Genomic DNA, 23,688 nt, shown 5'->3' with positions numbered 1-23,688 from the left:
TGTGCGTCGCTACCTTATGTCTTTTACGTTTTTTTCCGCTTGGCATGATACAATTATTTTATTGTTATTTGATTACGTTTGCTTCGCTAGTCTTTACATCTTCGATGAAAGTTTTAGCTGGTTTAAATGTAGGAACGTTGTGTGCTGGGATAATGATAGAAGTACCTTTTGTAATGTTTCTACCTGTTTTTTCAGCTCTAGTTTTAATAGTAAAAGAACCAAATCCTCTTAAGTATACATTTTCTCCTTCTACTAATGATTTAATCACCTCCTCCATAAACGATTCTACCACTCTTTGAGTATCGCTCTTTTCAAGTCCTAATTTACCTGAAATGTTATTTACTATTTCTGCCTTTGTCATAATTCCTCTTATTATTCTTAAATTTGAAAGCGGGTGCAAATATAACGATAGTATCCCAACAAAAAAAGATTTTTTCAGTTTTTATGAACTTCAACTATCTGATTTTGTCATATTTTGACAAAAATAAACGAGATTTACCTTGGCGTCATACAAAAGACCCATTTCACATTTGGTTGTCGGAAATTATTCTCCAACAAACAAGGGTTGACCAAGGTATGAAATTTTACAATAATTTCATACAAGAATTTGAGACTATTTTCGATTTGGCAAATGCCGACGAACAAAAAGTCCTAAAACTCTGGCAAGGACTAGGTTATTATTCCCGTGCCAGAAATTTGCACTTCACGGCAAAGACGATTGCTGATGAATTAAATGGACAATTTCCGAATAATTTCAAAGATTTAAAAAAGCTAAAAGGAGTAGGAGATTACACTGCTGCTGCAATTGCATCTATTGTATATGATGAATCTGTTCCTGCTGTAGACGGAAATATGTTTCGAGTTTTTGCGCGATATTTTAATATTACAGATGATATAAGTTCGCCAAAAACAAAGAAGATTTTCTGGGATTTGGGCTTAGAAATCATTGATAAAAAACGTCCGGGTGATTTTAATCAGGCGGTGATGGATTTGGGAGCAACGATTTGTACACCAAAACAACCAAAATGCGAAATTTGTCCACTTAATGAGTCTTGTGAAGCGCTTCGATTAAATAAAGTCAACGAATTGCCAATAAAATTGAAAAAGACAAAAGTTTCGAATCGTTTTTTACACTTTATTCTCATCGAAAATGAAGATAAAATTGCCTTGTCTAAACGAATTGGGAATGATGTTTGGAAAAATTTATTCACTTTTCCAAAAATCGAAACTGAAACTGATTTATTGGATAAAGGTTGGATTTTAGATCAAAATCTTGAAAATAATCTAACTTTTATCGAAGAAGAGAAACACATTTTGTCGCATCAAAATTTATTTATAAAATATTGGAAATTAAATGTATCTTTAAGAGATATAACAAATTTGCAAGCCGAAAATGATTTTGAAATGATTGCTTTAAACGATCTCGAACATTATCCGCTTCCAAAACCAATAGAAAAATTTATAAATAAACATTATTTGGATTAACTTTGTAAGTAACAAGCCACTAAAAACCTATTACAACTATGAATGGAACAACGAATAAAGTACTTTTGATCGGAAATTTGGGTGATGATGTAAAATTGCATCATTTTGACGAACAGAATTGTATTGGACGATTTCCTATTGCAACGACAGAATCTTACATCTCTAGAACGGGAGAGCGAATTACAGAAACAGAATGGCACAATATTGTGACACGCAATAAATTGGCAGAATTATGTGATCGTTATCTGAAAAAAGGAGATAAAGTTTTTGTTGAAGGACGCATTAAAACCCGAAAATGGGACGATAACGGACAAACGCGTTATACAACAGAAATCGTAGCAAATTCAATCGAGTTTTTGACACCAAAAATTGACAATGAACAACGTCAAGCCATGCAAAATGATCAGAACAAAATTCAGCAAAGTCAACAAAACACAACAGTTGTCGAGCCGCCTTTTATAGATGAAGGAGAAGACGATTTGCCTTTTTAGAAATTAAAAAATTAAATGAATTTTACAAAACTTAACGTTTTACGTTATACAATGAATTTTAAAACTATAATAGCATTATGTAGTAGTGCTATTTTTTTTGTGTCGTGCAATAAAAGCGAAGAAGTTGCCAAACCATTAGGACAAGTTCGTCTCGAATATCCGCAGCAAACTTATCTATCATTCAAAGAAAATGTGCCTTATACTTTTCAATATTCAAACTTTGGGAAGGTAATTGTGGGGAAAAAACCAAACTCTTTCAATATTGTTTATCCACGAATGAAAGCAACAATTTACCTGACATATTTTTCGGTTCAGTCACCACAAGATTTAATCGTTCAAATAAAAGAAAGTGAGAGTTTCGTGCAAGAACAGACGGTTAAAGCCAGTTTTATTTCGCCACAAGAATTTTCTTTTCCAGAAAAAAAGGTTTTTGGTACTATGTATGAATTAGGAGGAGAATCGGCGATTAATATTCAATTTCATGCGACGGATAGTGTAAAGAATTTTTTAGCAGGTTCGGTTTATTTCAAAACTCAACCAAAACCCGATTCTTTAGCTCCAGCAGTTGATTATATCAAAAAAGATGTAAAAAAATTGTTAGAAACCTTAGAATGGAAAAAATAAACCGCTTTGATAAATAAATTCGATTAATTTTGTAATCGTTTAATAAAATTAGAACATAAATAAATTTAAAACAATATGTTAATACAGATAGCTACCTTAATGCTTAGTTTGATGCTTTTAGTAATGTTGCACGAACTAGGACATTATGTAACAGCGCGATGGTTTGGCGTTCGTGTCGAACGTTTCTTTTGTTTTTTCGATGTGAAATTTGCCATTTGGAAAAAGAAAATTGGTGATACTGTTTACGGTATCGGTTGGTTGCCTCTTGGAGGATACGTAAAACTTTCGGGAATGATTGACGAAAGCATGGATTTGGAACAAATGAAACAAGAGCCAAAACCGTGGGAATTCCGTGTAAAACCAGCTTGGCAACGATTAATTATTATGTTAGGTGGTATTATTGTAAATATCATTTTAGCGATGATTATTTATACTATTTTATTTATTTCTCAAGGAAAAAGCTTTGTTGATGTAAACAAAATGCAATATGGAATCGAAGCGAATGCAACGCAAACTAAATTCGGCTTGCAAAAAGGTGATATTCCAGTTGGTGTAAATGGTGTTAAATATCAAGCATTAAATGAAATAGGAAAAGAAGCCTTGTTGGGTGGTGAAACTTTAGATGTAAAACGTCAAAGAAAAGAAGTTTCTTTACCAATTACAGAAGATTTCAGAACTGAAATTTTAAACGCTAAAGGCGCTTTCTTTATTCCTCAAATGCCAACCGTTGTGGATTCTGTTGTTGAGAATAGTGCAGCACAAAAAGCAGGTTTATTAAAAGATGATAAAGTAATTGCTATTGATGGTTTCACAACACCTCTATTTTCAGATTTAACAAATAAATTAAAAGAATACAAAGGAAAAACAGTTTCTTTAAGTGTTGAAAGAAAAGGCGAGCCTGTAGAGTTGATGGTAAATGTAGATAAAGATGGAAGCATTGGATTCCTAAGATCAACAGCATATTTAGATTCATTAATTTCTAAGGAAGATTATACAATTGGTGAAGGAATCGCAAAAGGAATTGTAGAGCCATTTGAAGCGATTGCAACGCAAGTTCGTGGAATTGGGACATTGTTCCAAGTAAAAGACGGTCGTAAGCAAGTTGCTGGACCAATTGGAATGGTAAAACAAATGCCAAAAGAATGGAACTGGTTATTTTTCTGGTCATTTACGGCAATGATTTCTGCTTGGTTAGCATTTATTAACTTATTACCAATTCCAGGTTTGGACGGTGGACATGCTGTTTTTGCTATCTATGAAATGGTGACAGGTAAAAAACCAAGTGAAAAAGTTTTAGAAAAAGCACAAATGGTTGGAGTTGTAATTATCTTAGGATTAATGGTATTCATCTTTGGGAACGATATTGTGAATATGATTTTTAAATAAATTTTAAAATATTTTTTGTGGGTGTAAAAAATACTTCTATATTTGCACCCACAATTAAGCAACAATCCTCCTTAGCTCAGTTGGTTAGAGCATCTGACTGTTAATCAGAGGGTCCTTGGTTCGAGCCCAAGAGGAGGAGCTTTTTTAGTGAAATGTCAAACAAAGACATAAAAATAAAATTTTAAAATATCGGATTTTCCTCCTTAGCTCAGTTGGTTAGAGCATCTGACTGTTAATCAGAGGGTCCTTGGTTCGAGCCCAAGAGGAGGAGCTGAATTATAAAGAGTTACAACGAATGCGTTTGTAGCTCTTTTTTATTTGCACAAAAATTGCACAAAAAATACGTAGTTTTTAAGGAACAGTAGTTTATCAAGTGTGACAACTTGCATAATATCTTTTCAGTTTATTTATAGATGGGGGTATCTTCAAAAATTATTCTGTAGACCAAAAGGAATCTATATAGTAGGGTGTGTAGGTTTAGGGTAAATATCAGAACAATATTAGAAAAAGAATATAAATTTTATAAACGAACTGAAAAGATTATAGACAACAAAAGCAATGCTAGACAGTAGCCTCCGCAATTAAATCTTCAACTTTTACTCCTAAAACGTCTGCAATTTTTTTCAAAGTTAAGATTGTTGTTGAAATCTCAGCACGTTCTATTCGTCCAATTTGATTTTTTGATAATTCACATTCAGTTGCAAGTTGAAATTGTGAAAATCCTCGACTTTCTCGAATCACACGAATATTATTACCAATAAGTTGAAGATATTTTTTATCTGCTGAATCCACATTTTAAAATTCATTAGATTATTTTTTACAACAGGACACTTATTTGGGGTATTTTTAATTATGTTTGCAAATGAAATATCATAAAATTACGATTTCACGTAAAAACATGATGTTTTGAATCAATAAATTAGCAAAATCAAAAAACTAAAAATTATGAAAAAGTTTTATTATTTAATGGCGTTTGGATTATTCGGATTAAGTAATCTTAATGCTCAATATCAGTATAGTGACCCTGTTCAGCCAGATATTAGTCATTTAGGTAATGCTGTTAACACCTTACAGCAAAGATTCAACAATAACACTAAACGACTTCAAAACGCTGTAAATGATATACAAAAACAAATAAATCAATTGGATATAAGCTACGAGAAAAAACAATATGTTTTAGGGAATTTAAGTAACCGAGTACAATCTATCAACAGTAAAAGATATGATTACAGCTCAAATAATGTGACTGAATCTATTATTAATTATTTATATGATTCAGTAAAAAAAGATTTAAAAAATTAAAGTATGAATTTTATTCATAAAATATATAATGAAAAAAAATAATCAATCAATAGCTTTAATAATAACAAGTTGTTTACCAACTTTAATAGGGTGGACAATATCAACTTTTATAATTATTTATCTTATAAAATCGTGTATTTAACACAAAAAAGAGGCAAACTAAACTGCCTCTTTTATTTTGGTATAATTTAATCCCCAATACTCTTCTTTTAACCTAGGCATAACGCCTCCAGAATACTCAGCAAAGTATTGTTTCATTTTCTTGTGCAAAACATCGCTATAAGCCTCTATAGTAGCTATAGAATCATGAATTGTAAACATCGGCATATTCGGATATTCTTTTGCAATATTTTTCGTAATAAAGTCCAAAATGCAATCTGATTCGATATGTTGCAACAGCTTAGGAAATTTTTTATATGAATCTTTTCGTTTAGTTGATGATTTTAGCAAATGTAATAACTCACAAAACTTAGGAAATTCCTCTTCAAATCGTTTGTACTGCTTGGATTTTTTAGAATTTCTAGAATACAAAATTTGCATAAATGCTTTTTTGCATGCATCACGTTTAGAATTGAAAAAATTAAAACAGTTTGTTTCAGTTTCTTTTTCATACGCTTTGACTTTGTGACGACCTCGAAAATCTTGTTTAAACGTTAAAATTTCTTCTAAAAATTCATACAATTTCCCATTCAAAATCAAATCTTTCAATCGAAAATACTCCTCTTGAAACTCTTTACAGCAAAGGAATTGCTTAATTTTGTCCGACATAATACCTATATTACTACTATAAATTCTCCTAAATATCTTCCTAATCCTCTCGTTCTCGAATCTCTCCAAGAAAACAATCAGAAAATACGGCTGTGAATTTTTGACATCGTACGATACCAAATCCCAACCATCGTACGTAATAAACTGTCTTAGCTTGCTCGGAAAGTTGGTCAAGTTCGTATGTAATCTGTTATCGGATGAAATATCACGGCTTGCACGAAAGTATCCTTTATCCAAATCAATTAACGACATTCTGTAATTCAATGCTTTTAGAACGGCTGTTTCATACTGTTTACGGCTGTTTTGTTGCTCTACAATGCTAAATGTACTGTAGAAATAATTATAAAAGTCAATCTCTAAACGTCCATCAAACCACTTTGTTAGATGTTCACAATTCTTGGCACCAACTGAATAAAATTTTGGTTTCAAGGCTATTTCTATCTCGTGAATATCGTCAAATCCTGTTTCAAACAATTCATATTGAAAACGGTATGCATTGCATTTTTTGAGTGTGGTAGAGTAATTTTTCTTTTCAATCGCACCAATATCAATTAGAAAATCAAAATATTTTGCATAATTTCTTACATAATATTTTAGCTCATCTGACGGAATTTCCACAAAATTTACACCTTTTTTCGAATGTTTGTATTCGATTTTGCTTGTCAATAACAATAAATCGTCCCAGTTCAGATGGCAAGGGAACAAACCTTTATTATTTTCCAAAAACTGAAACAACGGTCCTGAAATACAGATTTTCCAGCCAATCTTCTTGTTGAAATTAGAATACACTTTTTGCATCTTGATAACGTATTAAATTAGACAATGTTTCGGCTTCAATCTCGTACTTCGATTTATACGTGTTTCTTTCTAGGTACTCCTTTATACTTTTTTTGTATAAAAACATTTACCAGAAGCTTTCGAGAATGTAATCTCATGAGCGTTGTTCAAATTATACAAAGTTTTCTTCGAAATGCACAAAATCTCAGCTGTTTGTTCTGCTGAATAATAAGTTTCATCATCACTTTGTAAATTTTTCATTCCTTCTATTTCCGTTAGAACCTCTTTTTTGAAGTTCGTTAACCAAGTTTCAATTCTGTTGAACGCGTGGTTATTAATTATAAAATTTTCCATTTTTACCGCAAGTTATAATGGATAACCTTACAAGCAAAAAGGATTAAAATTGGTTTAATGTGATTCTGTTTAAAGCTTATTGATTGTGTGTTTTTGGTTTGTTTTGGTAAATTAAATTTATCCTTTTTAATACCTAAATTATTTGTAAAAACCAACGCCAATACAAATCGCAACTGATATATTTTTTTGAATATATAACCTGCTCAAGAATTACTTGTTTGGAAATTGAAAGATTTGTAATAGGTAATATGTTAGTATTAGAATCATTTGGGCGATTTTGTCTAACTTTCAAATATTTCTTTTCAGCTTGTTCAACTAAAAAAACTTTTTCCCAAATCGTACTGTACTTATTATGATTGAGAATTCTTTGGATTTTGCTTGGATTAAAGTCCAGACAATATAAATGTAATACTGAAAGCCATAAATTTATTTTAAGGTTGCTATTCTGCATAATCTTACAAAATGACTTTGCAGTTTTTCTTTTTTTACAAGATTTACATTCGAAAACCTGTTTGTCATTTTTCCAATAATAATTCGTAGAACCACAATCGCATAAGTATAAATTATTTTTGACAATAAATTCTTTCAGCTCGTTTATACAATCGACTTCATGAGGAATGATAAATTTATTTTCATCAAATGGTAATTTTATCATAAGAAATCAGAAATAATACTGCTCAATTGCTTCTTGTTTTCCTCATCAAATCCGTCCAAATAAGCTTTTGTCGTTTTTATATCTGTATGTCCAAGTGATTCACTGATTAACTCTACAGAGGCTCCGCTGTTCATAGCTATTGTAGAAAAACTATGTCTTGCCCAATAAGTAGATATTTCAGTTGTAATTCCTAAATCTTTAGCTAAGCATTTCAAATGTTGATTTGTTTTGCGTATAAAAGCATCTATCTTTTGGATTTTAACTTTTTCATTATCAGAATTCATCAAAATTGGAAAAAGAAAGTTATCTCGTTTTGAATCTTGATTACGATATTTTTCAATAATAGCCAAAACCTTAAGATTTAGTGTAATTTCTATTTTTGATAAATTTTGTTTATTGGCATTTACAGTTTTGTTTCTGTAAAAAGATAATTTCATTTGCTCTGCATCAATATCCTTGAACTTGAGACGTAAAATATCGCTCATATTCATTCCGTTACACAAGTATGATAATATCCAAAAATCTTTAGCTTGCTGTTGGTGTTTATTTATAGGGGCGCAATTGTAAAGAATTTTTATATTCTCGTTCTTTAAAGCTTTTTTGGTTTTTTTGGTACTTGGTATTTGATATAGTTTTCCATTTCCAAATGGATAATATTTTTTGAACTGTGCATTATTTTCGAGTATTATATTGACAATTGCACGTAAGTTTCGCACATAAATTCCTATTGTTGAATATGAATTTTCTTTAGACAACATGTAATTTTCGTAACTCTTCAGCCAATCAACGGTAATAGCTATGATATGTAAATTTGTTACAGCTTCTGGATTTCTTGGATTAACAAACAAACTGAATGATTTTAGGCTCGATTCATAAGATTTTGCAGTTTTTATTTGGTCATTTTTATACAACTCTTTAATTTTAGAATCAAACACATCTATTACATTACAAGAATCTTTGGATTTCGAGAAAAAATTCTGCTTAAAATCCTCGAATCTAAAAGGATTTAACTTTTGTGCAACTTCATTTGCTTTTGCATTAATTATATCAATTGCCATCTTTTCTTCATGTAATTTCTTTGGAGTTTTAGAAGATGTTAAGCTATCAAATTCATCTTTTGAAAACTCTTTACCGATGGAAAAAAACATAGCTTTCTTTTCAATAACACTGTAAACCCTCAGTTTTAGAGGGAATTTTCCTGTTTTTGTAGCTCTACGTTCGTCTAAATAAAAAGTAATCTTAAAATCCATAAATACTAAATTAATGTTAAAACAAATATAGTGTATAAAACTTTAAAATTTGCATTATTTTTGCATTATATTTAGAGTAATTCAATGAAGTAAAAAGATGATTAAGGATATACACTTGTTAAAACCCTCTATTTATAAATGTTTTATGAATTAAACATACTAAACAAGGAAATGTTAATATTGTTATACCTCTGACTGTTAATCAGAGGGTCCTTGGTTCGAGCCCAAGAGGAGGAGCAAAAAAGACAATCAATTTGATTGTCTTTTTTTATTTTATATCAATTTCAGTATGGTTATTCAACCAATCTTTTGCCATTTCGAATGCAGATAAATTTTTGCTCAATTCTAGTGGTTGCTCCTTAAGTAATTTTAAAAATTGTTGATTAACCAAATCAATTGTGTAGCGTTCCGCTTGATTTAGCTGTTGTTTTTCTCGATTTGAAGCGTAATAATTATTTTCATTAATAAAATTGAAATAATCATTGACCAATTCCCAAAGTTCAGGAATTCCTTTTCCAATTAATCCAGAACCGATAATTGATTTTCTTTTCCATTGAGAAGATTTGGTTGGTAAAAATTGCAACGAACGAACAATGTCCAATTTTGCATCTTTCACTAATTTTTCTTGAAACGAATCTGATTTATTAACGAAAATCAAATCAGCCATTTCCATAATTCCGCGTTTTATTCCTTGTAAATCATCTCCAGAACCCGGAAGTTGAAGAAATAGGAAGAGATCTGAAATTTCATTTACTAAGGTCTCAGATTGTCCAACACCAACAGTTTCAATCAAAATATTTTCAAATCCTGCTGCTTCGCATAATAAAATTGCTTCATATGTGCGCGATGTAACACCGCCTAAAGAGCCATTAGAAGCGCTTGGACGTATATAAGCATTCTCTTCTCGCGATAAGTCCTCCATGCGCGTTTTGTCACCTAAAATACTTCCTTTGGAAAGTGAACTACTCGGGTCAATTGCTAAAATTGCTACTTTTTCATCTTTACTCAGAATATATTTCCCCAGAGATTCGATAAAAGTACTTTTCCCAACACCAGGAATTCCAGTAATGGCAATTCTTTTTGAAGTTTTGGAAACAGGTAATAAACTAATGATATGTTGCGCTAATTTTAAATCGTCTAAACGATTGCTTTCGGCAAGTGTAATAGCTCTTGATAAGGCAAAACGATCACCTTCTTTTATTTTTTGAGCAAGTATTTCGGGGTCAATTTTTCGCATAAGACACAATCTTACATTAAAGATAAAGTCTTAATTAAGAATAAAAAAATACAATCGAGATTTATGAAATTATTTTATATAGCTCTTGTATTAATTGGTGTAAAAAATAAAATGAATATAAATGATTATCTATTTAAAATTCAGTTATATAAATTTTATTAATTCGTAATTACGAATTTTTTTGTTCCGCTTTAATTCTTTTTACAAAAGCAGAAGGAGATTCGTTCATGATTTGAGTAAAAGTTGTGGTAAACGTACTATGAGAAGCAAATCCGCAATCGCTTGCTAAATAACTTACTTTCGTATTAATGTATTTTGGCTCATTTTGAAGGCGATTCACAATGTAATTTACTCTCAACTCATTTAAATAGGAATTAAATTGTTTTTGGCGATGCGTTTTAATGATTTCGGAAAGATATTTTGTATTCGTCTCAAATTGTTTGGATAATAAAGCAAGGTTAACATCTTTCTTTATAAATCCTTTATTTTTCTCGAACAATTCTAATTTTCGAAGTAAATCATTTTCGGTTTTAGATGAAATGCTAAGGTTATTCATTGGTTTTTCTTCAATGATGACCTCTGTTGATGGAGTTGGAGGAATTATTTTATTTGTAACCTCTTCTTTGATTGGTTCAGAAGGAATTTCTTTAATTTCTTTTACAGAATTAATTTTTTCAGTAGAAATCTCAGTTGATTGTTTAGTTTTTTTGGAAACAAAGTAAATAATTAATCCTAAGATAATTATAGCTAAAACTATTAATAAAATGATTAACCAAGTTTCCATTTTTGTAAAATTTATATTCCGAATTAATAAAATAAAACCAATTGATAATCATTAAAATACTTGTTTTTTTACTGATTATACTATTGTAAAAATACTCCGAAATTTTGAAATAAAAAAGGCTAACTTTTAAGAGTTAGCCTTTTTTTGAAATTCATCTTTGCTTGGAGAACAACCACAGCCTTTTGAGCATCCGCCTCCTTTTGAACTAAATGAACTTCTAATTAATTTTACAACATACCAAACTGCAAATCCGAAAAGGAAAGCGATAAAAATATATTGTATCCAAATATTGTCCATACTACTATTTTAAAAAATGATATGCAATAAATGCAACTACATATGCCAAACCTGTCATAAACCCTGTCTGAATCAATGTCCATTTCCAAGAATTTGTTTCGCGTTTTACGATTGCAATTGTACTCATACATTGCATTGCGAATGCATAAAATAACAACAACGAAACTCCTGTAGCAAGGTTGTATGCTGGTTCTCCTGTGTTTTGATTAATCTCATTTTTCATACGATGAAGTAAACGATCTTTTTGACCATTGTCTTCAACATCAACTTCTCCTAAACTGTAAACCGTTGACATTGTTCCAACAAAAACTTCACGCGCAGCGAATGATGAAATTAAACCAATTCCCATCTTCCAATCGTATCCTAAAGGCTCTACAACTGGCTCTATAACTGATCCTAATCTACCCAAATAAGAATGTTCTAATTTATAAGAGGCGATTTCATTTGCCAAATCTTCTTCATTCATTTTCGGATGATGAGCAGTTACAATTTCTTCTGCATTTTTGAATTGTTCTCCAGGTCCGAAAGTTCCTAAAACCCAAAGAATAATCGAAATTGCAAATATGATTTTACCCGCATCAACTAAAAATCCTAATGTTTTTTCCCAAACATTAATTCCAACATTTTTCCAATCAGGAAGTTTGTATGTTGGCATTTCTAAAATTAGGTAACTTTTATGTTTTGCTTTAATGATTAAATTCAATAAAATAGCACTTCCTAGTGCGCCTAAAACACCTAAAATATACATCACAAACAACGCCAAAGCTTGGTAACTTAACCCAAAAATATGTTCGTCGGGAATTACCAAAGCAATCAAAACGATGTAAATTGGTAAACGAGCCGAACACGTCATAAAAGGTGTTACAAGTATCGTTAATAGACGTTCTTTATCATTTTCGATATTACGAGCAGACATTATTGCAGGAACGGCACAGGCAACACCAGAAATTAATGGAACGACACTTTTTCCACTTAAACCGAATGGTTTTAACCATCTGTCCATCAAATAAACCACGCGGCTCATGTAGCCCGTTTCTTCCATTATTGAAATAAATAAAAACAAAATGGCAATTTGCGGAACGAAAACGGCAATTCCTTCTATACCTGGGATTATTGCGCCTCCAATAATTTCGTTGATAGGACCTTCTGGAATTAAACTAATTGCTTTTTCGTCGATCCAACCAAATAAATCTTCGACCATTGTCATTAATGGTGCAGACCATGCGTAAACAGCTTGAAAGATTAATAATAAAATTCCTAAAAAGATGATGTATCCAAAAACTGGATGAATCAATGTTTTATCAATTTTATCGGTTAACGTTTCATTTCCTTCAAAATTATACGAAATAATATCGTTTAATTTATCCTCTAAAATTTTATTTCGATCTAATGCTTCTTTAACTTGTAATCGTTTCGAAACAATAGAATTTTCTTTCTTAATTGTATCTAATTTACTTAGATTTTCTTTCGATTCGAACGGAACTTCTTTCTGAGAAAGATATTGCCAAGCTAAATAATCAGATTTAAGATTAAATTCATTCTTGATTTTTTCTACAATAGAAAGATGCTCTTTCGGAATTTCGTAATGACAATTATATGGAGTTGCTTCTTTTGTAAAAGCTTCTACCAATTCATCAATTCCTTCGCTTGTACGCGCGTTTGTTAAGTATATTTTTGTTTGAAGAAAATCTTCTAACTTTTTCAAATCAATATTTAATCCCTTGCTTTTGATTTCATCTTTCATATTGATGACAAAAATCGCAGGAACGTCTAAATCTCGAACTTGTTGGTACAACAAAATCGATCGTTTTAGATTAGATGGTTCACCAACAACAATCGCCAAATTTGGGTAATGGTTATTGGTTTTGTCTCCTAAAGTTTTGAAAACAATTTCTTCATCCAAAGAGCTTGGATAAATTGTATACGTTCCGGGAAAATCTGTAATTTGGAATTTATTTCCATTTCGTTCTATTTTACCTTCGCGTTTTTCTACCGTCACACCTGGATAATTCCCAACTTTTTGACGAAGATTTGTTAATTTATTAAATAACGAAGTTTTACCAACATTTGGGTTACCAATTAAGGCAATTTTATAATGATTCATTATTTTTTTGTTATCAAAATTTTATCGGCTTCGTTTCTTCTTAAAGCTAAAACAGACTTGTTAGAGATGATACTAATGCAAATAGGACCACCAAACGGAGCCTTATTTTTTACCAATAAACTTGTTCCCGGAATAAAGCCCATTTCGTAAAACTTAGCAGGTATATCTTCTGTACTAAATCCAGTTACAACTGCTTGTTCACCAATTTTTAAATCTTTTAAAGAATAATTTTCAACCATTTCTACCAATCTATCTATGATTTTACTATATGCAAAGATATTTATTTTTAATTAATCCAAATAGAAGATATGTCATAGTTTTTTTATCTTTCTAATTAAATTTCAATGAATTCAAGTATCTAAATTCAAAATTTTGATTATCTTTGCACTCAATTTTCATTTATAAACATTAATTTATGTACGCAATTGTAGAGATAGCAGGGCTTCAATACAAAGTTGAAAAAGACCAACAATTGTTTGTAAACCGTTTAGCTGGTGAAGCAGGTGATGAAGTAAAATTCGACCGTGTTTTATTAACAGATAACGGAGCAATCACTGTCGGCGCCCCAGTTATAGACGGAGTTACCGTAGTAGCTAAAATCGTTGAACACGTGAAAGGAGACAAAGTAATCGTTTTCAAAAAGAAAAGAAGAAAAGGTTACCAAAAGTCTAACGGTCATCGTCAACAATTCACTAAAATTGAAGTAGCTTCAATCGGTTAAGATTGAGCTGAGATTAATTATTAACTCTTAAAAACAAAACGAAATGGCACATAAGAAAGGGGTCGGAAGTTCGAAAAATGGTCGTGAATCACATTCGAAACGTTTAGGTGTTAAAATTTTTGGTGGACAAGCAGCAATCGCTGGTAACATTATTGTTCGTCAAAGAGGTACTCAACATCATCCTGGTGATAATGTAGGAATCGGTAAAGATCACACATTATTCGCTTTAATTGACGGAAAAGTAGTTTTCACTAAAAAACGTAACGATAGATCTTACGTTTCAGTTGAACCATTATCTTAATTGATAATTCGACAGCGAAAATGCTAACAATATAAAAGCTCGAACTTATTGGTTCGAGCTTTTTTTGTTTTTATAGTTTTTTAATACAGCAACAAGTATAAAAATAATGACACCAATAATTAAAGTTGGAAACCAAAAAACTAGACATATTTCAGAAATTTTCACAGAGAACTTACTGAAATTTCCTCTTGCTGTAAACATACTCATTGCATAAATAAACATTATGAATGATAATGATATCAAAACAATTCCTGTTGAGAATAACGTATTTTTTATTGAAAATTTTCTAGACATAATTTAAAAAATAAACTAAAATACAACTTATTTCAACCAAAAAAGCATCCAATTTCTTGAATGCTTTTTTGATTTTATATTTGATGAGAAACTGAAATAAATTCAGTCTAAAACTACTCTTCGTCTTCCGTTTCAACTCCCCAACCTTGTGCTGTTAATGGAACCATTTGTTCGCTTCCGCGTGTAATCAAATAGTTTTCTTCGTTTTTACCAGTTACATGACCAATCACCGTTAAATGCGGATTTCCTTTGATTTTTTCAAAATCTTTTTGATCAATTGTAAACAGCAATTCATAATCTTCTCCACCGCTTAATGCACATGTGATTGGATTAATTTTGAATTCTTCGGCTGTGCGAATCACAATAGAATCTAATGGAATTTTTTCTTCGTAAATATTAATTCCAACACCACTTTCTTTCGAAAGATGAATAATTTCCGAAGATAATCCGTCCGAAATATCAATCATAGAAGTTGGTTTAACTTTCAATTCTTTCAAGAGATTGATAATATCCAAACGTGCCTCAGGTTTTAATTGGCGTTCAATTAAATATGAATAGTTTTCGAAATCTGGTTGATTATTAGGATTTACTTTTGATACTTGCGCTTCGCGTTCTAAAACTTGCAAACCAAGAAAAGAAGCACCTAAATCACCAGAAAGAACAACCAAATCATTTTCTTTCGCACCATTTCTATAAGCCAAATCTTTTTCTGGAGCCGAACCAATCGCCGTCATACTTAGTACAAGTCCGCTAACAGAAGAAGTTGTATCGCCGCCTACAATATCAATATTGTATTTGTCGCAAGCGTATTTCATTCCGTTGTAAATTTCGTCCACAGCTTCTATCGTAAAACGATTCGAAATTGCCATCGAAACCAACAATTGTTTTGGAATAGCATTCATCGCCAAAATATCACTAATCGCTGTCACAACTGCTTTATAACCCAAATGGCGCAAAGGCATATACGACCAGCTAAAATTTACACCTTCTACCAACATATCAGTAGAAACGACAATTTTATCTTTTTTATAATCAAGAACAGCCGCATCGTCGCCAATTCCTTTGATAGAGCTTTCTAATTTGATCGGAAAACCTTCTTTGATTTGATTAATTAAACCAAATTCTCCAATTTCGGCTAAACTTGTTTTTGAAACGTTTTTATCTTCTAACATGATTTTATTTTTGAGTAAAGATTGAAGGATCTATATTTTCTGAACGAAAAGGTAAATTGATAATGTCTTGTTTCGACATTGTTTTCACGGTTTGTCCTTCAAATGATTTTTTAATGTTTTCTAACATTTCTGTTGGTGGTGCTTGCATTTTTCTTTTCGACATCGAAAACCAAACGCCTGTCAGTTCAGAATGGCAAAGATGTACACCATCTTGATTATATAGATTATGAATAAATTGATAAATCATTCCATCTTCCGACATTCCACCAATTTCTACCGAAATATAAATTTCTTCACCTTCCATTGCTTCCTTAAAAAAAGAAAATTGTTCGTGCAAAATAGCTGGTCCAATTCCGTATTCAGCCAAATTTTTCATCGAAATGCCATAATCTCTCAAAAAAGCAATACGTGCAAAACTTGTAAAATTCATATACGAAGCATTCGCTAAATGGCGATTAGCATCCAAATCTGACCATCGAACAATGGTTTTTTGAAAATATTTATTATTCATGAATTGAAAAATTATTTAAGGTACAAAGTTACGGATTACTATTTACACGAAAATGATAATATTTTTAATCATCGTAAATAATAAAAAACAATAAGATTTAACATCAAATTAAAATTTAGAAATTTTATAATTCGTATCTTTAAAAAGCTATTAAACAGACAGATTATGAAAAAAATATTATTTCCAACAGACTTTTCAGAAACAGCAAATAATGCGTTTTTGTATGCGTTAAATTTAGCCGAAAATCAGAATGCAGAATTGTATGTTTTGCACGCTTTTCAGTATCCAATGGTAAGTGGAGGAATCGATGCGGGTATTTTACAAGATGTTTATGATACAATTGAATTGAATAATTTCGAGAATTTAAAAGATCATATTCCATTCTTGAGAAAAATGGCTGAGGACAATGGTTTTGCAAATGTTGATTTGAAATTTTTCGTAAAAGAAGGAATGCTTTCGTATGTGTTGCCAACATTTATCGAAGAAGAAAAAGTAGATTTTGTGGTAATGGGAACGACTGGAAATACAGGATTTGACAAAGTTCTTTTTGGTTCGAATACGATGAATGCAATCAAACATCTTAAAATTCCGGTATTGAGCGTGCCAAATGGTTATGAATTCAAAGGAATAAATAACATTGGATTTACGACAATTTTCCAAGATAAAGACCGCAAAGCCTTAGATTATTTAACAGAAATAGCTTATCGTTACAAAGCAAAAGTGCATTGTTTACACGTTTCGAAAGATGGAAATTATGATATTCCGACGCTAAATCATTGGAAAGAATATTATAAAGATGAACCTGTAGATTTTTCTATCTATACTGCGGATGAATCTGTTGATGCAGTTTTGGAATTTATCAAAGAAGAAAAAATTGATTTGTTGACAGTAGTCAGCCGTAACAAAGGCTTCTTCGAGAAATTATTTTCACCAAGTTTTACAAAGAAAATTTTGACGCAACACAACGTGCCTTTGTTTGTTTTCCACGAATAAGATAATTTATACTGAATATACAAAGCTCAATCTGTAGAAATAGATTGAGCTTTTTTCGTGTTGAAATGAAATTATTCGTAACTTTTGAGTACAAAACACGAAAAGATGAAAAAAATATTGTTCCCAACAGATTTCTCAGAAACTGCCAATAACGCCTTCTTATATGCACTAAATCTTGCAAAAAGTATCGATGCACAAGTTTATGTGTTGCATGTTTATGAATTGCCAATGATTACTGGAAGTTTGAGTGCTGGATTGATTCAGAATGTATATGAAACGGTAGAATTAGGAAGTTTCGATAACTTTAAAGATAATATTCCGCAACTAAGACAAATTGCTGATGATAATGGTTTGAATGAAATTCCAATCAAATTTATTTTAGAAGAAGGAAATTTCTTATACATTCTACGCGAAATTATTGGTGAAGAAAGCGTTGATTTTGTAGTGATGGGAACGGATGGAAATTCAGGAATTGAGAAAATGCTTTTCGGTTCGAATACGATAAATGCGATTACATCGATGAAAGTTCCGATTCTTAGTGTTCCGCACGGAATGTCTTTCAAAGGATTTAAAAATATTGGTTTTACGACTGTTTTTGATCAAAAAGATAAAGATGCGTTGAAGTATTTGATCGAAATTGCAAATCGTCATCATGCAAAAATTCATTGCATGCACGTTTCGAAAGATGGAAAATTTAATCAACAAGCAATGAAAGATTGGCAAGATCAGTTTGCTGGAGATCCAATTGTATTCGAAGTTTATCATGATGCAGATCCTGTAAACGCGGTGTTGGATTTTATCAAGGAAAAACAAATCGACTTGTTGACGGTTGTGAGTCGCAATAAAGGATTTTTTGATAAGATTTTTTCGCCAGGATTTACAAAGAAAATTGCAAATAAAAATATTACACCTTTGTTCGTTTTTCATGAACAAAAGTCTTAAAAGGAAATGTGAAAACATTTCCTTTTTTTGTCAAAAATTCTGTTAAAAATAAAACTTTACCTTTGCCTCGTGAAAAAAATAGCCATAGTAGGAGGTGGTGCAGCAGGATATTTTGTTGCAGCAAACCTTGGAAAAACTGTAGGACAACAAACTATATTGTTTGAACAAGCAAACTTACCGCTTCAAAAAGTACGCATTTCGGGTGGAGGAAGATGTAATGTGACGCATGCATGTTTTGATCCGCTTGATTTGGTCGAATTTTATCCGCGAGGAAAAAAGGAATTATTAAGTGTTTTTTACACGTTTCAACCGGGTGATACAATGGCTTGGTTTGATGAGCGCGGAGTAGAATTGAAAATAGAAGACGATAACCGTATTTTTCCTGTTAGTGATTCTTCACTTTCGATTATAGAGGCTTTGACAAAAGCGGTTGATCAAAATAAAGTACAATTGAATTTCTCGGACGGTGTGCAAGAGATCAATAAAGTTGATGGAGGTTATGAGTTGATAACAAAATCAGGAAAACATTTTTTTGAAACGGTGATTGTGACAACAGGAAGTACGCCTAAATTTTGGAAAAGTTTGAAGAATTTAGGTTTGAAAATTGTTCAGCCAGTTCCTTCTTTATTCACATTTAATTGCAAAGACCCTCGAATTGAAGGTTTGATGGGAATTTCTTTCGAGAATGCTGAAGTCAAAATTAATCAACAAAAATTAGAGGCAGAAGGTCCATTGCTAATTACACATTGGGGATTTAGTGGTCCGGCGATTTTGAGATTATCGGCTTGGGGTGCTTTAAAATTAAATGAAAGCAATTATAAATTTGAGACTGAAATCAATTTTGTAAATCAATCTAAAGATGAAATCATTTCATTTTTGAATGATAAAAAACAAGTTGATGCCAAGAAAAATGCGCATAAAAATAATCCATTCGATTTTCCGAAACGTTTTTGGTTTAGTATTCTGAATTATTGCAACGTAGATGAAAACAAGGTTTATGCAGATTTATCGAAAAAACACATCGAAACAATTGCAACAGAATTGACGCAAGGAAAATACCAAATTAATGGAAAAAGCACGTTCAAAGATGAGTTTGTAACGGCTGGTGGAGTCGATTTGAAAGAGATTGATTTTCATTCGATGCAAGCAAAAAAAATCCCACAATTGTTTATGGCTGGAGAGGTTTTAAATATTGATGCCATAACAGGAGGATTCAACTTTCAGGCGTGTTGGTCTGAAGGTTATATTATATCTGAAAAAATCAAAGAAATTTATCAATAGTGTATATTTTACACGAATATTATTCTGGCTGAAAGCCTTAATAGTAAAGATTTTTTCAAAATTTATTATGTTAACATAACATTATTATAAAATTATGTTATTTTTGTTTAAAGGAATTATTAAAAACGAACAAAAAATATGAAGAAAATTTTCTTAACCTTAGCATTAATCGGCTTATCTTCTTCTGCATTTGCAGGTGGGTACCGAGTTGCTTTACAGGGGGTTCGCCAAGCAGCATTAGGGGGAACTTCTGCAACACAAACTCACGATGCGAGTGTTGCGTTTTATAATCCTGCAGGTTTAGCTTTTGTTGATAGTAAATTGAGTATTGCTGTCGGAGGTTTTGGTGTAAAAACTGACGTAAAATGGCAAGATCCAATGACGTTGCAAAAAGTAGAAACAGATAGTAAATTAGGAACACCAATGTATTTGGCAGTTAGTTACAAGCCTGTAGATGATTTAGCAATTGGATTGAGTGTTACGACGCCTTTTGGTAGTTCGGTTACGTGGCCAGAAGATTGGCAAAATAAAGCAAATATTACACATATTGACTTAAAAGCATTCAATATTCAGCCAACGGTTGCATATCGTTTTTCTGATTGGTTTAGTTTGGGTGTAGGTTTCATTTATACACACGGAACAGCTAAATTAGAGAAAGTGCAAACAGTTGCTGGAAATGATATTAAACTTAAATTAGAGGATAAAGATGCTCATGGTTTAGGATTTAATGTTGGAGCAATGTTCAAGCCAACAGATAAATTTGGAGTTGGAATTGCGTACCGTTCTAATGTAGATGTTTCTGCAAACAAAGGCGATGTTACATGGTCTAATGTTCCTTCTGGAATTGCATCTAATGTACCTTTCAATACAGATAAATGGAATACAACTTTACCGTTACCATCTGAGTTTACATTTGGGATGTCGTACAAAGTTTTACCACAATTAGAGCTTTTTGGAGATGTAGTTTGGCAAAACTGGACACGTTACAAAAGTTTAGATATCAATTTATATAATGATGCTTCTAATACTTTCTATACATCATCTTCTACGAAAAACTGGAAAGACAATACATTATTCCGTTTTGGAGCAGAGTATACTTTCAGCGAGATGATTGTTGGACGTGTTGGTTATTATCATGATAAATCACCAGTTCCATCAGCTTATTGGTCATCAGAAACACCAAGTTCTAACTTGAATTCAGTTTCAGCTGGATTAGGATTTAGATTTGAGTCAGGTTTTCATGTTGATTTATTTGGATCATATGTAAAAGGAGACGAAAGACATATTGATAATATTCAACAAAACTTCTCTGGAGATGTTAAAATGCGTGCTATAAACTTTGGTTTAGGCGTATCGTACAACCTAAAATAAGACAAAAATGAAACACTTAAATAAAATAGTATTAGTTGCATTAGCTGCTACGATGTTTAACTGTAGCGAAGATTTCGAACATCCAATTGAAGATATTCAAGTTTCTGCAGGTGAGGCGAACTTTTCAAAATATATCGCATTAGGTAACTCGTTAACTTCTGGTTATAGAGATAATGCATTGTACAAATCTGGACAAGAAAATTCTTACCCAAATATGTTAGCTGGATTGATGAAAGCTGCAGGAGGAGGAGAATTTAAAATCCCTTATATGCCAAATGATACAGGTGGATTTACTGATTTAAAGGATCAAGATGGTAACATCTTATATTATGGCAAATATATTTTAAAAGATGGCTTATCTCCTGTGCCAACAGCTCCAGGAGGACCATTGGATAATATTTCTACTGCAGGACCTTATCAAAATATGGGAGTTCCTGGGGCTAAATCTTATCATTTATCAGCAGATGGTTACGGTAATGCTGCAGGATTGTCTTTAGGAAAATCAAATCCTTATTTTGTGCGTTTTGCAAGTAGTCCAACTACTTCAGTTGTAAAAGATGCAGTTGCTCAAAAACCTACATTTTTCTCATTATGGATTGGTAATAATGATGTATTAGGATATGCGACTAGTGGAGGCGTTGGTACAGATCATAATGAAACAGGTAGTTTAGCTGCTGCAGATTATAAAACGAATGATATTTCTAATGTAACAGTAGTAGCTGGTTCATTGGAAAAGATCATTGTTGACATGACGAGCTCTGAAAATAAACCTAAAGGAGTTATTGCAAATATTCCTTCTGTAACATCTATTCCGTATTTCACTACAATACCTTACAATGCAGTTACTGGATTAACTGAACAACAAGTGACAGCTCTTAATTCTGCATATGCACAATATAATGGAGGATTAGGATTGGTTTTTAAAGCTGGATTAATATCAGAAGCTGAGTATAATCAACGTTTAATTAAACCATTTACGGCGGGAGCTACTCAAAATGCATTGGTAATTGTAGATAAAGATTTGACTGATTTAACTAAATTCGGAGCACAATTCGCTGCACTAAAAAACTTTAGACAAGCTACGTCAAAAGATTTAGTTACACTTACAGCTTTAGCGTACATCAAACAAGGATATGGAACGCAAATTCAAATGCCTGATCAATTTATTTTGACAGAAAAAGAAACTGCGAAAGCAGAAGCAGCTGTAACAAAATATAATGCTGCAATTGCTGGCTTAGCTACAAAATATAATTTGGCTTTAGTTGATGCTTATTCTGAAATGAAAAAATTAAGTTCAGTTTCAGGGATTAAGTATTATGGACAAACATATACAACAGCATTTATTTCTGGTGGAGCGTTCTCTTTAGACGGAGTTCACTTAACAGGAACTGGATATGCAATTGTCGCAAATATGTTTGCTGATGCAATCAACCAAAAATATCATTCAACTTTAAGACACGTTTACCCAGGAAATTATCCAGGTATTGCAATTCCTTAATTGAATGTTTAAATAACAAAAAAATCCGCTCATCGAGCGGATTTTTTATTTGATTATATTTTTTGAAATGATTATTTCAATTCTTCATTTCGCATAAATTCCTCTGCTTTTTCAACCATATTTTTCGAACCACAAAAGAAAGGAATACGTTGGTGTAATTCTGTAGGTTCAATATCCATAATGCGTTGGAAACCGTCAGAAGCTTTTCCTCCAGCTTGTTCAGCAATAAACGCCATTGGATTACATTCGTACAATAAACGTAATTTTCCGTTCGGATTATTTGTTCCAGAAGGATAAATATAAATTCCTCCTTTCAACATGTTTCGGTGAAAATCTGAACATAAAGAACCGATGTAACGAGAAGTGTAAGGACGGTCTTCTTCATCTGCCTGACAGTATTTGATGTAATTTTTAACTCCTTGTGGGAATTTTACATAATTACCTTCGTTAACTGAATAAATGTGCCCATCTTGTGGAATACACATATTTGGATGAGATAAATAGAACGTTCCAATTCCTGGGTTCAAGGTAAATCCATTTACACCATTTCCTGTTGTGTAAACCAACATTGTCGATGTTCCGTAAATCACATATCCCGCAGCAACTTGTTTGTTACCTGGTTGTAAAAAATCTTCTTTTGTAACAGGTGTTCCAGGTTCAGAAACACGGTGGTAGATAGAGAAAATTGTTCCAACAGAAACATTTACGTCGATGTTTGATGAACCATCAAGTGGATCAATCAACACAACATATTTACTGTTTTTTGAATTTATTGAAGGTTGAATCGCGATAAAATCTTCGTTTTCTTCCGAAGCAATACCACAAACAACTTCGCGTTGCGACAACGTTTCGATAAACGTATCGTTTGCGAAAACATCTAATTTTTGTTGTTTTTCTCCTTGGACATTTTCATTTCCGAATTCGCCTAAAATATTTACAAGTCCTGCTTTGTTTACTTTATAATTAACAACTTTTGTTGCTAATTTAATAGAACTCAGTAATCTAGATAATTCTCCGGAAGAGTAAATAAAATCTGCTTGATTTTCTATGATAAACTCTCCAAGAGTTTGATGAGAATTAGTATTCATAA

The 23,688-nt window shown here is 31.9% G+C and carries 26 protein-coding genes and 2 tRNA genes; 14 read left to right on the top strand and 14 right to left on the bottom strand.

Annotated elements, in window-relative coordinates:
• Positions 1-64: 64 nt before the first annotated feature.
• Entirely contained in the window at positions 65-361 is a 297-nt protein-coding gene (locus HXZ74_RS03575) for an HU family DNA-binding protein (RefSeq protein WP_019975652.1), read from the bottom strand.
• Between the two features lie 83 nt (positions 362-444).
• Between HXZ74_RS03575 and mutY the strand changes: the two genes are divergently transcribed.
• From mutY to HXZ74_RS03545, 6 genes are all read left to right on the top strand, one after another.
• Positions 445-1,485 carry an A/G-specific adenine glycosylase gene (gene mutY / locus HXZ74_RS03570; RefSeq protein WP_286473876.1) on the top strand — a complete coding sequence of 347 codons (1,041 nt, stop codon included), beginning with the start codon at positions 445-447 and terminating at the stop codon, positions 1,483-1,485.
• Between the two features lie 38 nt (positions 1,486-1,523).
• Positions 1,524-1,976, top strand: coding sequence for a single-stranded DNA-binding protein (locus HXZ74_RS03565; protein WP_280062217.1), 453 nt, complete (start codon positions 1,524-1,526; stop codon positions 1,974-1,976).
• 15 nt (positions 1,977-1,991) lie between these two features.
• The gene (gldD, locus tag HXZ74_RS03560) at positions 1,992-2,600 is read left to right on the top strand and encodes a gliding motility lipoprotein GldD (RefSeq protein WP_280062216.1); all 609 of its coding nucleotides are present in this window, start codon (positions 1,992-1,994) and stop codon (positions 2,598-2,600) included.
• A gap of 75 nt (positions 2,601-2,675) precedes the next feature.
• On the top strand, positions 2,676-3,986 hold the full coding sequence (rseP, locus tag HXZ74_RS03555; RefSeq protein ID WP_114998341.1) for an RIP metalloprotease RseP: 1,311 nt from the start codon (positions 2,676-2,678) through the stop codon (positions 3,984-3,986).
• Positions 3,987-4,051: 65 nt separating this feature from the next.
• A tRNA-Asn gene (locus tag HXZ74_RS03550) sits at positions 4,052-4,125 on the top strand.
• A gap of 58 nt (positions 4,126-4,183) precedes the next feature.
• Positions 4,184-4,257, top strand: a tRNA-Asn gene (locus HXZ74_RS03545).
• Between the two features lie 290 nt (positions 4,258-4,547).
• On the opposite strand, the gene HXZ74_RS03540 is transcribed toward HXZ74_RS03545, so the two are convergent.
• Complete coding sequence (locus tag HXZ74_RS03540; RefSeq protein ID WP_114998340.1) at positions 4,548-4,778, bottom strand: helix-turn-helix domain-containing protein; 231 nt, start codon at positions 4,776-4,778, stop codon at positions 4,548-4,550.
• A gap of 153 nt (positions 4,779-4,931) precedes the next feature.
• Between HXZ74_RS03540 and HXZ74_RS03535 the strand changes: the two genes are divergently transcribed.
• Positions 4,932-5,288 carry a hypothetical protein gene (locus HXZ74_RS03535; RefSeq protein WP_114998338.1) on the top strand — a complete coding sequence of 119 codons (357 nt, stop codon included), beginning with the start codon at positions 4,932-4,934 and terminating at the stop codon, positions 5,286-5,288.
• 159 nt (positions 5,289-5,447) lie between these two features.
• Here the strand turns inward: HXZ74_RS03535 and HXZ74_RS03530 are convergent, their stop codons facing one another.
• The 9 genes from HXZ74_RS03530 to HXZ74_RS03490 form a co-directional block, all read right to left on the bottom strand.
• A complete protein-coding gene (locus HXZ74_RS03530) occupies positions 5,448-6,854 on the bottom strand; it encodes a hypothetical protein (RefSeq protein ID WP_114998337.1) in 1,407 nt (468 codons plus the stop codon).
• 81 nt (positions 6,855-6,935) lie between these two features.
• A complete protein-coding gene (locus tag HXZ74_RS03525) occupies positions 6,936-7,187 on the bottom strand; it encodes a helix-turn-helix domain-containing protein (RefSeq protein WP_286473874.1) in 252 nt (83 codons plus the stop codon).
• 133 nt (positions 7,188-7,320) lie between these two features.
• Positions 7,321-7,842 (bottom strand): hypothetical protein, encoded by a 522-nt coding sequence (locus tag HXZ74_RS17230; protein ID WP_114998333.1) that lies wholly within the window; start codon positions 7,840-7,842, stop codon positions 7,321-7,323.
• Positions 7,839-9,092 (bottom strand): tyrosine-type recombinase/integrase, encoded by a 1,254-nt coding sequence (locus HXZ74_RS03515; RefSeq protein ID WP_114998332.1) that lies wholly within the window; start codon positions 9,090-9,092, stop codon positions 7,839-7,841. The genes HXZ74_RS17230 and HXZ74_RS03515 overlap by 4 nt, the downstream gene beginning before the upstream one ends.
• A gap of 268 nt (positions 9,093-9,360) precedes the next feature.
• Positions 9,361-10,329 (bottom strand): methylmalonyl Co-A mutase-associated GTPase MeaB, encoded by a 969-nt coding sequence (gene meaB, locus HXZ74_RS03510; protein WP_286473871.1) that lies wholly within the window; start codon positions 10,327-10,329, stop codon positions 9,361-9,363.
• 169 nt (positions 10,330-10,498) lie between these two features.
• Positions 10,499-11,113 (bottom strand): helix-turn-helix domain-containing protein, encoded by a 615-nt coding sequence (locus tag HXZ74_RS03505; RefSeq protein ID WP_280037686.1) that lies wholly within the window; start codon positions 11,111-11,113, stop codon positions 10,499-10,501.
• 126 nt (positions 11,114-11,239) lie between these two features.
• A complete protein-coding gene (locus HXZ74_RS03500; RefSeq protein ID WP_180905671.1) occupies positions 11,240-11,410 on the bottom strand; it encodes a FeoB-associated Cys-rich membrane protein in 171 nt (56 codons plus the stop codon).
• Between the two features lie 4 nt (positions 11,411-11,414).
• Entirely contained in the window at positions 11,415-13,514 is a 2,100-nt protein-coding gene (gene feoB / locus HXZ74_RS03495) for a ferrous iron transport protein B (RefSeq protein WP_286473869.1), read from the bottom strand.
• Positions 13,514-13,753, bottom strand: a complete 240-nt coding sequence (locus HXZ74_RS03490; protein ID WP_038334874.1) for a FeoA family protein — start codon at positions 13,751-13,753, stop codon at positions 13,514-13,516. The genes feoB and HXZ74_RS03490 overlap by 1 nt, the downstream gene beginning before the upstream one ends.
• A gap of 176 nt (positions 13,754-13,929) precedes the next feature.
• On the opposite strand from HXZ74_RS03490, the gene rplU reads away from it, so the two are divergent.
• On the top strand, positions 13,930-14,235 hold the full coding sequence (rplU, locus tag HXZ74_RS03485; RefSeq protein WP_019975660.1) for a 50S ribosomal protein L21: 306 nt from the start codon (positions 13,930-13,932) through the stop codon (positions 14,233-14,235).
• A 43-nt stretch (positions 14,236-14,278) separates the two neighbouring features.
• The gene (gene rpmA / locus HXZ74_RS03480) at positions 14,279-14,536 is read left to right on the top strand and encodes a 50S ribosomal protein L27 (RefSeq protein WP_038334883.1); all 258 of its coding nucleotides are present in this window, start codon (positions 14,279-14,281) and stop codon (positions 14,534-14,536) included.
• A 407-nt stretch (positions 14,537-14,943) separates the two neighbouring features.
• On the opposite strand, the gene thiL is transcribed toward rpmA, so the two are convergent.
• Together thiL and HXZ74_RS03470 are read right to left on the bottom strand one after the other, a co-directional pair.
• Positions 14,944-16,002, bottom strand: coding sequence for a thiamine-phosphate kinase (gene thiL, locus HXZ74_RS03475; protein ID WP_286473867.1), 1,059 nt, complete (start codon positions 16,000-16,002; stop codon positions 14,944-14,946).
• 4 nt (positions 16,003-16,006) lie between these two features.
• The gene (locus HXZ74_RS03470; protein WP_038334897.1) at positions 16,007-16,513 is read right to left on the bottom strand and encodes an acyl-CoA thioesterase; all 507 of its coding nucleotides are present in this window, start codon (positions 16,511-16,513) and stop codon (positions 16,007-16,009) included.
• Positions 16,514-16,678: 165 nt separating this feature from the next.
• Between HXZ74_RS03470 and HXZ74_RS03465 the strand changes: the two genes are divergently transcribed.
• The 5 genes from HXZ74_RS03465 to HXZ74_RS03445 all read left to right on the top strand — a co-directional run bounded on the left by HXZ74_RS03465 (position 16,679) and on the right by HXZ74_RS03445 (position 22,598).
• Positions 16,679-17,506, top strand: coding sequence for a universal stress protein (locus HXZ74_RS03465; protein ID WP_286473865.1), 828 nt, complete (start codon positions 16,679-16,681; stop codon positions 17,504-17,506).
• Between the two features lie 105 nt (positions 17,507-17,611).
• Entirely contained in the window at positions 17,612-18,448 is an 837-nt protein-coding gene (locus tag HXZ74_RS03460) for a universal stress protein (protein ID WP_038334911.1), read from the top strand.
• A 69-nt stretch (positions 18,449-18,517) separates the two neighbouring features.
• The gene (locus HXZ74_RS03455; RefSeq protein ID WP_280062209.1) at positions 18,518-19,729 is read left to right on the top strand and encodes a BaiN/RdsA family NAD(P)/FAD-dependent oxidoreductase; all 1,212 of its coding nucleotides are present in this window, start codon (positions 18,518-18,520) and stop codon (positions 19,727-19,729) included.
• A gap of 138 nt (positions 19,730-19,867) precedes the next feature.
• Positions 19,868-21,100, top strand: a complete 1,233-nt coding sequence (locus HXZ74_RS03450; protein WP_280062208.1) for an OmpP1/FadL family transporter — start codon at positions 19,868-19,870, stop codon at positions 21,098-21,100.
• A gap of 7 nt (positions 21,101-21,107) precedes the next feature.
• Positions 21,108-22,598 (top strand): SGNH/GDSL hydrolase family protein, encoded by a 1,491-nt coding sequence (locus HXZ74_RS03445; RefSeq protein WP_286473861.1) that lies wholly within the window; start codon positions 21,108-21,110, stop codon positions 22,596-22,598.
• A gap of 71 nt (positions 22,599-22,669) precedes the next feature.
• Here the strand turns inward: HXZ74_RS03445 and fbp are convergent, their stop codons facing one another.
• The gene (gene fbp, locus HXZ74_RS03440; protein WP_286473858.1) at positions 22,670-23,686 is read right to left on the bottom strand and encodes a class 1 fructose-bisphosphatase; all 1,017 of its coding nucleotides are present in this window, start codon (positions 23,684-23,686) and stop codon (positions 22,670-22,672) included.
• Positions 23,687-23,688: the final 2 nt, after the last annotated feature.

This window comes from Empedobacter sp. R750 (genome assembly GCF_030324345.1).
In the GTDB taxonomy this organism is placed as follows: Bacteria; Bacteroidota; Bacteroidia; order Flavobacteriales; family Weeksellaceae; genus Empedobacter; species Empedobacter falsenii_C.
The sequence above is the reverse complement of the archived record's forward strand: the minus strand, read 5'-3'. Positions and strand labels throughout refer to the sequence as shown.